Annotated in this window: 12 protein-coding genes; 7 read left to right on the top strand and 5 right to left on the bottom strand. The window is 73.7% G+C overall.

Features of this window, described 5'->3' with window-relative positions; all coding sequences use genetic code 11:
* Window positions 1-106: 106 nt before the first annotated feature.
* Complete coding sequence (locus tag IF67_RS0130855) at window positions 107-1,012, bottom strand: DUF3027 domain-containing protein (RefSeq protein ID WP_030991239.1); 906 nt, start codon at window positions 1,010-1,012, stop codon at window positions 107-109.
* A 430-nt stretch (window positions 1,013-1,442) separates the two neighbouring features.
* Here IF67_RS0130855 and IF67_RS0130850 point away from each other — a divergent pair, with 430 nt between their 5' ends.
* The 4 genes from IF67_RS0130850 to IF67_RS0130835 all read left to right on the top strand — a co-directional run bounded on the left by IF67_RS0130850 (window position 1,443) and on the right by IF67_RS0130835 (window position 5,100).
* Window positions 1,443-2,840 carry an MFS transporter gene (locus IF67_RS0130850; RefSeq protein ID WP_051818765.1) on the top strand — a complete coding sequence of 466 codons (1,398 nt, stop codon included), beginning with the start codon at window positions 1,443-1,445 and terminating at the stop codon, window positions 2,838-2,840.
* A gap of 70 nt (window positions 2,841-2,910) precedes the next feature.
* Entirely contained in the window at window positions 2,911-3,414 is a 504-nt protein-coding gene (locus tag IF67_RS0130845) for a hypothetical protein (RefSeq protein WP_030991234.1), read from the top strand.
* Between the two features lie 26 nt (window positions 3,415-3,440).
* Window positions 3,441-4,238, top strand: coding sequence for a futalosine hydrolase (locus tag IF67_RS0130840; protein WP_051818762.1), 798 nt, complete (start codon window positions 3,441-3,443; stop codon window positions 4,236-4,238).
* 10 nt (window positions 4,239-4,248) lie between these two features.
* Complete coding sequence (locus IF67_RS0130835) at window positions 4,249-5,100, top strand: 1,4-dihydroxy-6-naphthoate synthase (RefSeq protein ID WP_030991230.1); 852 nt, start codon at window positions 4,249-4,251, stop codon at window positions 5,098-5,100.
* Between the two features lie 96 nt (window positions 5,101-5,196).
* Here IF67_RS0130835 and IF67_RS46050 read toward each other — a convergent pair whose 3' ends face one another.
* Window positions 5,197-5,580 carry a cold-shock protein gene (locus tag IF67_RS46050; protein WP_018089689.1) on the bottom strand — a complete coding sequence of 128 codons (384 nt, stop codon included), beginning with the start codon at window positions 5,578-5,580 and terminating at the stop codon, window positions 5,197-5,199.
* 238 nt (window positions 5,581-5,818) lie between these two features.
* Here IF67_RS46050 and IF67_RS42170 point away from each other — a divergent pair, with 238 nt between their 5' ends.
* Complete coding sequence (locus IF67_RS42170) at window positions 5,819-6,079, top strand: hypothetical protein (RefSeq protein ID WP_078889736.1); 261 nt, start codon at window positions 5,819-5,821, stop codon at window positions 6,077-6,079.
* Here the strand turns inward: IF67_RS42170 and IF67_RS0130825 are convergent.
* Window positions 6,025-6,681, bottom strand: a complete 657-nt coding sequence (locus tag IF67_RS0130825; protein WP_037840065.1) for an HAD family hydrolase — start codon at window positions 6,679-6,681, stop codon at window positions 6,025-6,027. The two genes, IF67_RS42170 and IF67_RS0130825, sit on opposite strands and share 55 nt — an antisense overlap.
* A 63-nt stretch (window positions 6,682-6,744) precedes the next feature.
* Window positions 6,745-7,968, bottom strand: a complete 1,224-nt coding sequence (locus IF67_RS0130820) for a hypothetical protein (RefSeq protein WP_030991226.1) — start codon at window positions 7,966-7,968, stop codon at window positions 6,745-6,747.
* Between the two features lie 176 nt (window positions 7,969-8,144).
* Here IF67_RS0130820 and IF67_RS0130815 point away from each other — a divergent pair, with 176 nt between their 5' ends.
* Together IF67_RS0130815 and IF67_RS0130810 are read left to right on the top strand one after the other, a co-directional pair.
* Complete coding sequence (locus tag IF67_RS0130815) at window positions 8,145-10,703, top strand: helicase C-terminal domain-containing protein (protein WP_030991224.1); 2,559 nt, start codon at window positions 8,145-8,147, stop codon at window positions 10,701-10,703.
* Window positions 10,704-10,892: 189 nt separating this feature from the next.
* Window positions 10,893-12,545 carry a DNA repair helicase XPB gene (locus IF67_RS0130810; protein ID WP_030991223.1) on the top strand — a complete coding sequence of 551 codons (1,653 nt, stop codon included), beginning with the start codon at window positions 10,893-10,895 and terminating at the stop codon, window positions 12,543-12,545.
* Between the two features lie 89 nt (window positions 12,546-12,634).
* Here IF67_RS0130810 and IF67_RS0130805 read toward each other — a convergent pair whose 3' ends face one another.
* On the bottom strand, window positions 12,635-13,912 hold the full coding sequence (locus IF67_RS0130805) for a glycosyltransferase 87 family protein (RefSeq protein ID WP_030991222.1): 1,278 nt from the start codon (window positions 13,910-13,912) through the stop codon (window positions 12,635-12,637).
* Window positions 13,913-13,986: the final 74 nt, after the last annotated feature.

The following is a 13,986-nucleotide window of genomic DNA, read 5'->3' as shown; positions in this document are numbered from 1 at the left end:
CCCGCCCGAACACCACCCACCCCACCCCCCGCCGGAGGCGAAAGACGAGACGCGAAACGGCGCCGCAGAAAAGCACGTGGGGCCGGGGCCCAGCGCGCCGGCGCGCCTAGCTGTGGCCGAGCTCCTCGGCCGGCCCGGCCTCCTCGACCGACCCTCCATCCCGCTCCGGACGCAGCGACAACGGCTCGACCACCGTCTCGTCGACCACCGGCGCGGCCGGCCGCGGCGGCTTCGGCATGACGGCGGCCTCGGAGTGCGCACCGCACCCGTATGCGAGGGACACCACGCGCCCGTCCGCCGGGGCGAACTCATTGGCGCAGACGCCGAAGGCCTGGCCCAGGGAGCCGGGGAGCGGGGTGAGGAAGCCGCAGGACACGCAGGTGGCGGGGGCCGCCAGGGCCATGGGGGTCTTGGCCCCGTAGGCCTCTTCCCAGCGGTCGGCGGCGGTGTGCAGGCCGTAGCGGGACAGGACCCGGGCGCGGCGCATGCCCAGCTCCTCGGCGACCGCCGCGATGCTGCCGCGCTCGGGGGCGGGCTGGATCGCGGGCGAGCCCGGGACGACGTCCGCCTCCTCGGAATCGGCCACGTCGGCGGCCATGCCCTCGGCGACCGGGGAGTTCGGCGGCGGGGCGTCCTCACCGGTGAAGCCGGGCTCCAGGCGCAGGTCGTCGGCCTCGGTGGGCAGCAGGTCGCCGGGGCCCATGTCGCCGGGGCGCAGCCGCTCGCTCCAGGGCACCCACTCCGGTGCGAGCAGCGCGTCGGGGCCGGGCAGCAGGACCGTCTCGTCGAGCGTGACGAGCTTGGCGCGGGAGGCCCTGGCGACCGTCACGGCCCAGCGCCAGCCGCGGTAGCCGGTTTCGTTGCAGGCGAAGAGGTGGGTGACGACGCGGTCTCCGTCGGCCACCGCATCGATGTGCTCGCCGACCGTGCCGGGCAGCGCGGCTTCCTCCGCCGCCTCCCGGGCAAGGTCGACCGCCTCGGCGCACAGGCGGTCCGGGGTACGGCTTCGCATCGCAGCACTCACAAGAATCGATTCTCTCTTCTACGCCGTCTCACGAGTGCGCCAGCCGTAGCTGTCCTTGTCCTGTCCGGACGACCGGCGGTACCGGGGCGGGCGGAGCGGACCAGGGGACCGCGTCGACGTCCGCGCCCGGTCGTTTCGGTCGAGCGCACCTCTTACGTCCCATTCTGCGGGATCGCGAGGAGGCACGCGGCCAAGAACGACCGCCGGTGGCGCGCTACACACGCTACCCCTTCAACGGTGTACGACCCCTCGGTGGGAGGGCAAATGTCAGCGGCAGCGACTGCGCGCGGGTACACCTCGCGCGCCAGCGTGAAGAAAGTGCCCTCTCCTGGGCGAGTTGGGGCACTATGACCGGGTGGCTGCCGCAAGGGCGTCGAAGGTGTCGAAGGTGTCCAGGACCGCACGGAAGTCATCGCAGGTGTCGCGCGCCTCGACGCGAGGCGGGTATGGGGACAACCGGGCCCGCCGGGCCCGCCGGGCGGGCCGGGCGGTCGGCCGTGCGCTGCGCAGACCGTTCACCGGTGCGGCGCGGGGCGTGCGGCGCGCCACGCATGCGCACGGTGCGGGCGAGTCGGGCCTGGGCAAGCTGATCGAGCTGCATGCGGTGAACTCCGCCGGTGACGTGATGATCACCATCGCGCTGGCCTCGACGGTGTTCTTCTCGGTGCCGACGGATGAGGCGCGGGGCCGGGTGGCGCTGTATCTGGCGGTGACGATGGCGCCGTTCGCCCTGCTCGCGCCGGTGATCGGGCCGCTGCTGGACCGGGTGCCGCACGGCCGCCGGGCGGCGATGGCGGGCGCGATGCTGGCGCGGGCACTGCTGGCGCTGACGATGTCGGGCGCGGTGGCGACCGGCGGGCTACAGCTGTATCCGGCGGCGCTGGGTGTGCTGGTGGCGTCGAAGGCGTACGGGGTGGTCCGCAGCGCGGTGGTGCCGCGGCTGCTGCCACCGCGGATTTCGCTGGTCAAGGCCAATTCGCGGGTGACGCTCGCGGGGCTGCTGGCGACCGGGGTCGCGGCGCCGATGGGTGCCGGGCTGCACATGCTCGGACCGAGCTGGCCGCTGTACGGGGCGTGTGTGGTGTTCGCCGCCGGTACGGTCCTGTCGTTCTCGCTGCCGCACAAGGTCGACTCGGCGAAGGGTGAGCGCCGGGCCCGGCTGGCGTCCCGGGAGGCCTCCACGCGCTCGGCGGGCGCCGGGCGGAAGCCGGGGCTGCGTACGGTCGGCCCGTCGGTGCTGCACGGCCTTCAGGCCAATGCCTGTCTGCGGGCGCTCTCCGGCTTCCTGACGTTCTTCCTGGCCTTCCTGCTGCGCGAGCATCCGCTGGGCGGGCTGGGCGAGGCGGCCTCGCTGGGGCTGGTGGTGGTGGCGGCCGGGACCGGCAATGCGCTGGGGACGGCGGTGGGCGCCTGGCTGAAGGCCCGCGGGCCTGAGCCGATCATCGCGGCGATGCTGGGGCTGGCGCTGTGCGCGACGGTGCTCGCGGCGGTCTTCTACCCGGTGGTGGCCGTGGTCGTGGTGCCCGCGGCGGCGGCCGTCGCGGGGCTGTGCCAGGCACTGGCGAAGCTGTCGCTGGACGCGATGATCCAGCGCGATGTGCCGGAGGAGGTGCGCACCTCCGCGTTCGCCCGGTCCGAGACGGCGCTCCAGATGTCGTGGGTGGTGGGCGGCGCGATCGGGATCTCGCTGCCGTTGGTCGGCACGGTGGGGATGGCGGTGGCCGCGGGACTGGTGGCGCTGGGCGTGGTGCTGGCCGTACGCGGACTGCTCAGCGCGGCCCGGCGGGGCGGTACGCCGAGCCCCCGGGTGGCCTGAGCGTCGACGGGCAACGCGGCACGCCGTACCCGGGCGTGGCGTGAGTCGGCGCGCCAGATAGCCTGCCCGTATGACCGCTGCGTTGATCTCCTGGGGCAAGGGCCGCCGTGCCGCTGCCGCCATCGGTGCCGTGTCCCTGGGTCTCATCACCCTCTCCGCCTGCGAGAAACCGACATCGCTCGCGACCGTGACCGTCGGTTCGACGACGGTGCAGGCCGAGGCCACCCCCGGCTGCGACGGCGATGGCAAGGTCCTCTCCAAGAAGGACGTCACCGCCTGCATCACCAAGAAGGGCGGCAAGACGATCACCGTCCACCCCGGTGAGAAGGTGCGCGTCGGCGTCGACCCGGAGGTCGCCAAGTCCGGCTGGATCGTCATCGGGGCCGGCCCCGTCATGCGTGAGCCCAGCAAGCAGACGTACCGCAGCTTCGACGCGGACACCCTCTTCATGCAGCAGAACCCGCAGACCGGCCAGACCTCCTACTCCAAGGACGTCACCCTCCAGGTCGCCGAGCTGAGCGGCGGCAACGGTCCCAAGACCCTGTGGCACTTCACCCTGAAGCAGAAGGACTGAGACATCTGAGGCGGGAGGGCCGTCCGATGAGGGTCCTGGTCGTCACGGCGGTGGCCGCCGAGCGCGACGCGGTGGCTGCCGCGGCGGGGCCCTGCGACGAGGTGGCGCTGCCCGGCGGGTACACGCTGCGGCGCGCGGCAGGTGTGCCGGTGGCGTGCGATGTACTCGCCGCCGGCGTCGGCCCGGCCGCCGCGGCCGCCGGGACGGCCACCGCGCTGACCGCCGCCACGCTCGCCGGAGCGCCGTACGACCTGGTCGTCTCGGCCGGTATCGGCGGCGGTTTCTCCCCGGGCCCGGGTACTCGATCTGAAGGATCGCCATCCGGCGCGTCCCTGGGCTCCGTGGTGGTCGCGGACGCGATCGTCGCGGCCGACCTGGGCGCCGAGACACCCGACGGCTTCACCCCGGTCACCGAACTCGGCTTCGGGACGGTGGCGCACCTCCCCGACCCGGCGCTGGTGCAGGCCGTCGCCGCGGCGGCGGGTGCGGCGGCCGGCACCGTCGTGACCGTCTCCACGGTCACCGGCAGCGCGGCCCGTGCCGCCGAGCTGGCGGAGCGTCACCCGGGTGTGCTGGCCGAGGCGATGGAGGGCTTCGGGGTCGCCGAGGCGGCCGCCGCGCACGGTGTGCCGGTGCTGGAGGTCCGTACGATCTCCAACGCCGTCGGCCCGCGCGACCGCGCCGCCTGGCGCATCGGCCCTGCACTCACCGCCCTGACCGGTGCCTTCCGTACGCTTCCCGGAGCCCTGTCGGCCGCTGCCGGACCGGCTCCGGAACCTCCCCCCGCTCGGCTTCGCTCACGCGGGGGACCCCCACGTCCCTGAGGAGGACCCCGTGACCCGGCCGCTGAACATCGCGTACTCGCCGTGCCCGAACGACACCTTCGTCTTTGACGCGCTGGCGCACGGCCGCGTCCCGGACGCGCCGGAGCTGGCGGTCACCTTTGCCGATATCGACCTCACCAACGGCATGGCCGAGCGCGGTGAGTTCGATGTGCTGAAGGTGTCGTACGCGGTGCTGCCGTGGGTGCTCGACGACTATGCGCTGCTGCCCTGCGGCGGGGCGCTGGGGCGCGGCTGCGGGCCGCTGGTGCTGACCCGGGAGCAGGGCCCGGCCGCGGATCTGGCGGGCAAGACGGTCGCGGTGCCCAGTGAGCGGTCCACCGCGTATCTGCTGTTCCGGCTGTGGGCGGCGGCCGAGGTGCCGGGCGGTGTCGGGGAGATCGTGGTGCTGCCGTTCCACGAGATCATGCCGGCCGTGCGGGACGGCAAGGTCGATGCCGGCCTGGTCATTCACGAGGCGCGCTTCACGTACCAGAACTACGGCCTGGTCTGCCTGGCCGACATGGGCGAGCACTGGGAGCTCACCACCGGTCTGCCGATCCCGCTCGGCGCGATCATCGCCAAGCGGTCGCTGGGCGAGCGGGCGTTGCGCGAGCTCGCGGCGGCGGTCCGCAGCTCCGTGCTGATGGCCTGGGACGACCCCGAGGCCTCCCGGCCGTACGTCCTGGAGCACGCCCAGGAGATGGACCCCAAGGTCGCCGACCAGCACATCGGGCTGTACGTCAACGAGTTCACCGCCGACCTCGGCGAGGACGGCTATGCCGCGGTGCGCGGACTGCTCACCCGCGCCGCGGCCGAGGGGCTGGTTCCGCCCCTCGGCCGCGATGCGTTGCACTTCGTGTGAGGTATGCAGCGTGTGAGGTATGCAGCGTGTGAGCTGAGCAGCGTGTGAGCTGTGCCGCGTGTGACGCCTGGGGCGGCTGCCCTTGCGCCTGCTTGCTCAGACGTCCAGTTGGTCGGCTACGGCGCGCAGCATGCCGGCGATCTTCGCGCCGTGCACCTTGTCCGGGTAACGGCCGCGCTCCAGTTGCTGGGTGACGTTCTCCAGGAGCGTGGTCAGGTCCTGGACGATCGAGGCGAGTTCGTCGGGCTTGCGGCGCTGCGCCGCGGCCACCGAGGGTGCGGGGTCGAGGAGTGTCACGGTCAGCGCCTGGTCGCCGCGCTGGCCGGCGACGACGCCGAATTCGACGCGCTGGCCAGGCTTGAGTGCGGCTACGCCGTCGGGCAGCACCGACGAGTGTACGAAGACGTCACCGCCGTCATCGCGGGAGAGAAAGCCGAAGCCCTTCTCACTGTTGAACCACTTGACCTTGCCGGTAGGCACGTCTGTCCTCGTCCTCGTACTCGTTGGAAAGAAACGTTGAATTCTGGAGCCGGGTCTTCTGCGGAAACTGCGGGGTGGGGCTCCCCCGCCCGTGCGGAACCGGGAGCGGGAGAGGGGCTGGAGAGCAGTGCAGCGGGCCGCAGGACCCGCCACACCCAAGGCTAATGGTCCCAAGGCCGGTGACAAGACGCCGCCGGGTGGATCCTCAGTGCTTCAAGCCCCGACTTACCCTGGTCAGGTGTCTGACGAAACTCCCCTGGCCGGGGATCTGCTGGTCCGAATCGGCGCGATCATGTTCCTAGTTGGCGCAGCGGCCACTCTCGCCACGGTGGCGCCGCTGTTCCTCGGGACCGAACCGCTGCCGTCCGTCTTCTACTGGGTGTGCATGCTGATGGGCCTCGGTTTTCTGATCGCCGCGGCCGGAGTGATCCGTTCCGCCACCGCTCAGCGCCGTCGGGCGGCGGCTGCGTCGCCCCCGTCCGCACCCTCCGCCACATAGCGCCCCAGCCAGGACGGGAACTCCGTCAGGTCGCCGAGCACCACGTCGGCGCCGGTGTTGCGCAGTTCCGTGGCGTCGCAGGGGCCGGTGGCGACCGCAACGGACAGTGCGCCGGCGGTGTGCGCCCCGACGATGTCACCGATGTGGTCGCCGACGTAGACCTGCGCCTCGTGCTTGCGCAGCGCCTCCGCCTTGCCCGCCGCCCACAGGGAACCGACGAGGGCGTCCACGTCGAGGCCGAGGTGCTCCAGGTGCAGCTTGGCGTTGGGCTCGTACTTGGCGCTCACCACGATCACCCGGCCGCCCGCCGCATGCACCGCGTCGAGGGCCTCCCGGGCGCCGGGCAGGGCGGGCGACGCCGCGACCGCGTACTCCGGATACAGCTCGCGGAAGAGGTCGGCGGCCTGCGCCGCCTGCTCCTCGGGGAACCAGTGGCGGATCTCCTCCGCCAGCGGGGGCCCCAGCCGGCTCACCGCGAGGTCGGCGTCGATGACGGTGCCGGTCCTGGCCGACAGCTCCTGATACGCGGCCTTGATGCCCGGACGGGAGTCGATCAGCGTCATGTCGAGATCAAAGCCGACCGTAGGAGAGTGTGCAGCCATACCTGCCATTGTGCCTGCGACGGTGTGCCGGGCCGGGGCCCGCCCTCAGCGCGGGGCCCGGCCTCAGCGCGGGACCCGCCGCATCCGCCACACCAGGAACAACGCCGAGGCGACCGCCGCCACCCGCACGATCCCCGGCAGCCCCTCGGCCATCTCCTGCCCGAGCTGTCCCTGGGCGATGGGCTCGCCCCACCGCCCGTCGAACCGGCCCCACAGCCACACCACCATGCCGCCGACGACGATCCCCGGCACGCCGAGCGCCGCGAACTTGGCCTCGGTCCGGCTCAGGCGCCGCGATACGTAGGCGAGCCCCCAGCCACCCGCCGGCGCGAGCCACGACCCCAGCGCCGCGCCGGCGACCAGCAGGAGCACGGCCAGCGTCAGGACCGGGCTGAGCGGCGCCCGCGCGGGCGCCACCACCTCGTCCGGGGCTCCGGCCACAGGTGCCGCCTCGGCAGCCACGCCGCGCCGCCGGCGGAGCACCCGCCGCACCAGCCCCGGCAGCGTCCGTTCCGCCGGCGCCGCGCCGTCCGCGTCCGTGCCCGGCGCTTCGTCCCCGTCCGCGCCGTCCTTCTGCAACGACAGCGGGCGCTCGCTCTTCGGCCGGTCCCATATCTCCGGGATCTCGATGCCGCCGACGAACCCCGGCACGGTCTCCCCCGGCCCGAACGGCGCCGGCTCCACCCGCCACCAGTCGGGCGCGTCGTCGTCGCCCAGTTCGTCCGCACCGGCCAGATGCGGGGGCAGGCCAACGGACGGCGCGGGGGCCCTCGCCCCGTCGCGCGGGGCGGGCACCGTGCCGGGCCCGGAGTCGTTGCCGTACGGGGAGTTCTTGCCGGGCGGAGAGTCCTTGCCGTTCGCGGACGGTTTACCCGTCAGCCCGCTGCGCCAGGCCAGACCGGTGAGCTTCTCGCGTGCGGCGGTCCACGGCCGGGGCGGCTCCGCGGGCCGCGAAGGCTCCGCGGGCGGCCGGCCGGCCGGAACGGCGGGCCCCGCTGCCGAGGCGCGGCGGCCCGTCGGCTCCGGCCGCGCCGACGGGCCGCCGCGGGACGCCCCGGGCACCCGGTCGTCCGCGCGCCCCGCGGCCGTGACCACCGCCTCCGGCGTCCCCAGCCGCGCCAGAATCCGCTTCACGCCGGACACCGAATCGGCTTGCTGGCCGTCTATCTCGGCCCGCAGCCCGGTGACCAGCCGCATCCGCGTGGCGGCGGGCAGTCCCCGCTGCTGGGCCAGGTCGCCCACCCGGCTCAGATAGTCATAGACGAGCTGATCGCTCTCGATCCCCACGAAATCCCCTGCGGCGTCCGCTGGTTGCTGCCCCGACGGTACCGCTTCGGCCCGCCGACGGGCCGGAGGCCGCGGGGGACGGAACGGGGTGGCGTCCGGGTGCCGTGGCGACGCTGCGCGCACAGTGGGCCGCCACACGGTCCCCCGTCCGGCCCCGCCCCGCTAACGTAGGACGAATGACCGGTACACCCCGCACCCTCGCCGAGGAGCTCAGGACCCGCACCGACAGCGGGCTCGTCGGGCTGCTGCGGGCCCGTCCCGACCTGCTCAATCCGGTTCCCGGCGATGTCACCCAGCTCGCCACCCGGGCCGGGACGCGGGCGTCGGTCGTGCGCGCGGTGGAGCGCCTCGACCGTTTCGCGCTCCAGACCGCCGAGGCACTGGCGGTGGCGCCCGACCCGTGCCCCTACGACACGCTGGGCGCGCTGATGGCCGGGGACGCCGGGGACCCTGCGGTCGCCGCCGAGCTGCCCCGGGCGGTCGCGGAGCTGCGTGCGCAGGCGCTGGTGTGGGGCCCGGACGACCGGCTGCGGCTGGTGCGTACGGCCCGTGAGCTGCTCAGCCCCAGCGCCACGCATCCGTCGCCGACCGGCCTGGGCCCGACCGTCGCCGAGGCCATGGCGGGGATGTCGCCGGGGCGGCTTCAGGAGATCATCGCCGCGGCCGGGCTGCCCACCACCCACGACCCGGTCACCGCGGCCGCCGCGCTCACCGGGCTGTTCTCCGACCGTTCCCGGATGGCGGCGCTGCTCGACACCGCGCCCGCCGAATCCGTCGCCGTCCTCGACAAGCTGCTGTGGGGCCCGCCCTACGGCGGGGTCACCGACCGTCCGGCCCCGCATCTCCAGTGGCTGCTGGACCGGGGCCTGCTGATCGCCGCGGGTGCCCGCAATGTCGTGCTGCCGCGGGAAGCGGCGCTCCATCTGCGCGGCGGGCGCGCCCATCACACCGCCGAGCCGGTTCCGCCCGCCCTCGCGCCCGCCACGGAACGCGATCCACAGCTTGTGGACAACGCCGCCGCGAGCCAGGCGTTCACCGCGCTGGCGACCGTCGAGGAGCTGCTCAAGGAGTGGGACCTGGGCGGACCGGCCGTGCTGCGCGCCGGCGGTATGAGCGTCCGCGACCTCAAGCGGACCGCCGCCGCCCTGGACACCACCGAGCAGCTCGCGGCCTTCTGGCTCGAACTCGCCTACGCGGCCGGGCTGATCGCCTCCGACGGCGAGGCCGACGAGCGGTTCGGGGCCACCCCGGCCGCCGAGGAGTGGCTGCAACTGCCCGACCACGAGCGCTGGGCCGTGCTGGCGGCCGGCTGGCTCGCCGCGACCCGCACCCCGGGTGTCGTCGGCACCGCCGACGCCAAGGGCCGCGCGCTGGCCGCCCTCGGCCCGCACCTCGACCGGTCCCCGGCCCCCGAGGTCCGCCGCCGCGCCCTCTCCCTCCTCGCCACCCTGCCGCCCGGCACGTCCGTACCGGCCCTGGCGGTCCGCTCGCGGCTGCGGTGGGAGCGTCCGCTGCGGAGCGGCGCGGCCGCGGGCCAGGCTCCGGCACCGGCCGCGGGCCGGACTCCGTCGGCGGCGGCCGCCGCCGACGGCGCCACCGGCCCGGCCGGCCCCGCCGGGTCCGCGCCCGACCCCGTCGACGACCTCCGCTCCCGCCTCGCCCAATGGACCCTGACCGAGGCCGAGTTGCTCGGCGTGACCGGCCGTGGCGCCCTCGCCACCCACGGGCGCGTGCTGATCGACGCCACGTCGCACACCACCGCCGACCCCACCCCCGCGGACACCCACGCCGCCGCGACCCGCGCCGCCGCCGTCCTCTCTCCCCTCCTCCCCGAACCCGTCGACCATGTCCTCCTCCAGGCGGACCTGACCGCCGTCGCCCCCGGCCCGCTGCACCGCCCGCTCGCCGACGCGCTCGGCGTCCTCGCCGACATCGAGTCCAAGGGCGGCGCGACGGTCTACCGCTTCACCCCTGCCTCCGTACGCCGTGCCCTGGACGCCGGCCGCTCCGCCTCCGAGTTGCAGGAGTTCCTCACCACCCACTCCCGCACCCCGGTCCCCCAGCCGCTCGCCTACCTCATCGACGATGTGGCCCGTAAGCACGGCCGGCTGCGGGTCGGCGCGGCCACCGCCTACGTCCGCTGCGACGACGACGCGCTGCTCTCCGAGATCCTCGCCGACCGCCGCGCCGCCACCCTGCGGCTGCGCCGGATCGCCCCGACGGTGCTCGCCGCCCAGACCGCCCCCGACCAGCTCCTCGACGGCCTGCGGGCGATGGGCTACGCCCCGGCCGCCGAGTCCGCCGCCGGTGACGTACTGATCGCCCGCGCCGACACCCACCGCACCCCGCCGCGCACCGCCCCCGTCCCGGTCCCCGACGGCCCGCCGTCCCCCGACCCCACCCTGCTGACCGCAGCGGTGCGCGCCATCCGCGCCGGCGACCTCGCCGCCACCGCGGAACGCAAGCCCGTCCACGCCCCCGCTCCGGCCTCCGGCGCCCTCCCCCGCACCACCTCCGCCGAGACCCTCGCCACCATGCAGGCCGCGGTCCTGACCCACTCCGCCCTGTGGATCGGCTATGTCAACGCCGACGGTGCGGCCAGCCAGCGCGTCATCGCCCCCGTACGCGTCGAGGGCGGCTTCGTGACGGCCTACGACCACACCTCCGACGAGGTCCGGACGTACCCGCTGCACCGGATCACGGGCGTGGCGGAACTGGCGGACGATTCGGTCTGAGCGGGCCTCGGCGCCTGCCGTGCTTTCCTTCGCGCGCGGGGCCCGCCGTCCATCGCTGACGACCGCCGCGGCGATGCGGCACACTGGACGTTTGGCCGTATCTGCGGTCGATGTCTGCGGTCGTGATCAACGGTCGAGGTCTGTGGCCGGTCCCAGCGGTCGACGGCCGGGAAGCGAAAGGCGAGGCGCGTGAACGGACCCCTCATCGTCCAGAGCGACAAGACGCTGCTGCTGGAGGTGGACCATGAGCTGGCGGACGCCTGCCGGCGGGCCATCGCGCCCTTTGCCGAGCTGGAGCGGGCGCCGGAGCACATCCATACGTACCGGGTGACCCCGCTCGGGCTCTGGAACGCGCGGGCGGCCGGGCACGACGCCGAGCAGGTCGTCGACGCGCTGGTGCAGTTCTCGCGGTACCCGGTGCCGCATGCGCTGCTCGTCGACATCGCCGAGACGATGTCGCGCTACGGGCGCCTCACGCTCACCAAGCACCCCACGCACGGGCTGGTGCTGACCACCACCGACCGCCCCGTGCTGGAGGAGATCCTCCGGTCGAAGAAGGTGCAGCCGCTGGTCGGGGCGCGGCTGGACCCGGATTCCGTCGTGGTGCACCCGTCGGAGCGCGGGCAGATCAAGCAGACGCTGCTCAAGCTGGGCTGGCCGGCCGAGGACCTGGCCGGCTATGTCGACGGTGAGGCGCACCCGATCGAGCTGGACGAGAACGGCTGGGCGCTGCGGCCGTATCAGCAGCAGGCGGTCGAGGGCTTCTGGCACGGCGGCTCGGGTGTGGTCGTGCTGCCGTGCGGCGCGGGCAAGACGCTGGTCGGGGCGGGCGCGATGGCGCAGGCCAAGGCGACCACGCTGATCCTGGTGACGAACACGGTCTCGGCCCGGCAGTGGAAGCACGAGCTGGTGAAGCGGACCTCGCTGACCGAGGAGGAGATCGGTGAGTACAGCGGGACGAAGAAGGAGATCCGGCCGGTCACCATCGCCACGTACCAGGTGCTGACGACCAAGCGGAAGGGCGTCTACCCGCACCTGGAGCTGTTCGACTCCCGGGACTGGGGCCTGGTCATCTATGACGAGGTGCATCTGCTGCCCGCACCGGTCTTCAAGTTCACCGCCGATCTTCAGGCGCGGCGGCGGCTGGGGCTCACCGCGACGCTGGTGCGCGAGGACGGCCGGGAGTCGGATGTCTTCTCGCTCATCGGGCCGAAGCGCTTCGACGCCCCCTGGAAGGAGATCGAGGCGCAGGGGTACATCGCCCCCGCGGACTGTGTCGAGGTACGGGTCAACCTGACCGAATCCGAGCGGCTGGCGTATGCGACGGCCGAGACGGAGGAGAAGTACCGCTTCTGTGCGACCACCGCCAGCAAGCAGTACGTGACCGAGGCGCTGGTCCGCCGCCACCAGGGCGAGCAGACGCTGGTCATCGGGCAGTACATCGACCAGCTGGACGAGCTGGGCGAGCATCTGGACGCGCCGGTGATCAAGGGCGAGACGACCAACGCCCAGCGCGAGAAGCTCTTCGACGCCTTCCGGCAGGGCGAGCTCTCGGTGCTCGTCGTCTCCAAGGTCGCGAACTTCTCCATCGACCTTCCGGAGGCCACGGTCGCGATCCAGGTGTCCGGCACCTTCGGCTCGCGCCAGGAGGAGGCCCAGCGGCTGGGCCGGGTGCTGCGGCCCAAGGCGGACGGGCACGAGGCGCGCTTCTACTCGGTCGTCGCGCGCGACACCATCGACCAGGACTTCGCGGCGCACCGCCAGCGCTTCCTGGCCGAGCAGGGCTATGCGTACCGGATCGTGGATGCGGACGAGCTGCTGGCGGCGGACGAGGAGGCCTGAGGCGGCGGTCTCGCGGTACGCCGGCTGAACGGGGCGGCGGCCTGGTACCGGGCGGGCGCCCCGCCCGGATACCTGGCGATCCGTCCCGCTCAGCCCGCCCGGGACCCGCTGGACAGCTGCTGCTCGACGCGCGGCGCCGGGAGGCGGCCGCCCGGTGCGCCGGAGACGCCGGGGAGCTGCCGTGTCCACCAGAACACGGCCGCCAGCAGGGCGAGACCGAGCAGGGGGTACGGGGCCGCGAACGGCTGCTGCCACCAGGAGAAGTACAGGTCGAGATCGCCGGTGTGCGGGATCATCCACATCGTGCGGGCGGTGAAGGCGAGGGTGACGGCGGCCGGCAGCGCCCTGCGCCAGGCGTGGCCGCGGGTGCGGGCGGCGAGCGCGACCAGCAGGGGCACACACCAGACCCAGTGGTGGGACCAGCTGATCGGCGAGACCAGCAGCGCCGTGGCGGCCGTGCACAGCACGCCCCAGCTGTCCAGGCCGCGCCGCAGATACACCCGGCGGGCGGCGTAGAGCCCGGCCGCGGCGGTCAGCAGCGCGGGCACCGCCCAGAGGAGGCCGGGCTCGGGGTCGTGCAGCACGCGGGCGATCAGCCCCTGGAGGGACTGGTTGTCGACGATCCAGACCTTGCCGACCCGGCCGGTCTCGAACATCCGCTGCGTCCAGAACTCGATGCTGGCGGCGGGCAGCACCAGCCAGCCCAGCAGCGCCGAGGCCAGGAACCCGCCGAGGACGGTGAAGGCCGCCCTCACCCGGCCCGTGACGAGGAGATAGACGGCGAAGATCGCGGGGGTGAGCTTGATGCCCGCCGCGATGCCGGTGGCGAACCCCTTGAGGCGTGCGCCGTCCGGACGGGAGAGGTCCCACAGGACCAGGCAGGTCAGCGCGAGATTGACCTGCCCGAAGACGAAGGTCTGGAAGACGGGCTCCAGCCAGAGGCCGAGCGCGGTGACGGCCAGGACGACGGGGGCGGTGCGGTCGGCCTTGCCGAGGCCGGCGGCCTTGCAGGAGAGGTGGACCAGCAGCGCGAGGAGGGCCGCGTTGACGAGGACGGCGATGATCTTGAGCGTGCCGAGCGAGAGCCAGGTGGTCGGTATGAAGAGCACGGCGGCGAACGGCGGGTAGGTGGCCGGAAGCGCCCACTTCGTGACCGTGAAGCCGTAGAGATCACCGCCGACCGAGGCCGCCTGGCCTTCGGCGCGGTAGACCGCTATATCGGACATCGGCAGCGGCTGGACCTGGTACAGCATCCACAGTCCGGCCAGCGATGCCATGAGCAGCGCCGCTGCGAGCACCACGCGAGGACGGGCGATGCCCTGCCCCCGGACCGGTCTCCCCGTCCGCGTCCCGTCGGCGGCAGACACCCTTCGACCCCTCCCCGTTGCCCTGAGCGCACCCTCTGTGGTGACGCTAGTGGAACGGGGCCTACTGTCCGTAA

The sequence above is a fragment of the Streptomyces sp. NRRL S-1813 genome (assembly GCF_000719605.1).
Classification (GTDB): Bacteria; Actinomycetota; Actinomycetes; order Streptomycetales; family Streptomycetaceae; genus Streptomyces; species Streptomyces decoyicus.
Note: the sequence above shows the minus strand (reverse complement) of the source record. Positions and strands in the feature narration are given on the sequence as shown.

Coding starts and splice junctions, on each gene's coding strand:
- IF67_RS0130825 (WP_037840065.1), bottom strand. CDS start 6,681: ATGGCTGCACACTCTCCTACGGTCGGCTTTGATCTCGACATGACGCTG.
- IF67_RS0130845 (WP_030991234.1), top strand. CDS start 2,911: ATGACCGCTGCGTTGATCTCCTGGGGCAAGGGCCGCCGTGCCGCTGCC.
- IF67_RS0130815 (WP_030991224.1), top strand. CDS start 8,145: ATGACCGGTACACCCCGCACCCTCGCCGAGGAGCTCAGGACCCGCACC.
- IF67_RS0130855 (WP_030991239.1), bottom strand. CDS start 1,012: ATGCGAAGCCGTACCCCGGACCGCCTGTGCGCCGAGGCGGTCGACCTT.
- IF67_RS0130840 (WP_051818762.1), top strand. CDS start 3,441: ATGAGGGTCCTGGTCGTCACGGCGGTGGCCGCCGAGCGCGACGCGGTG.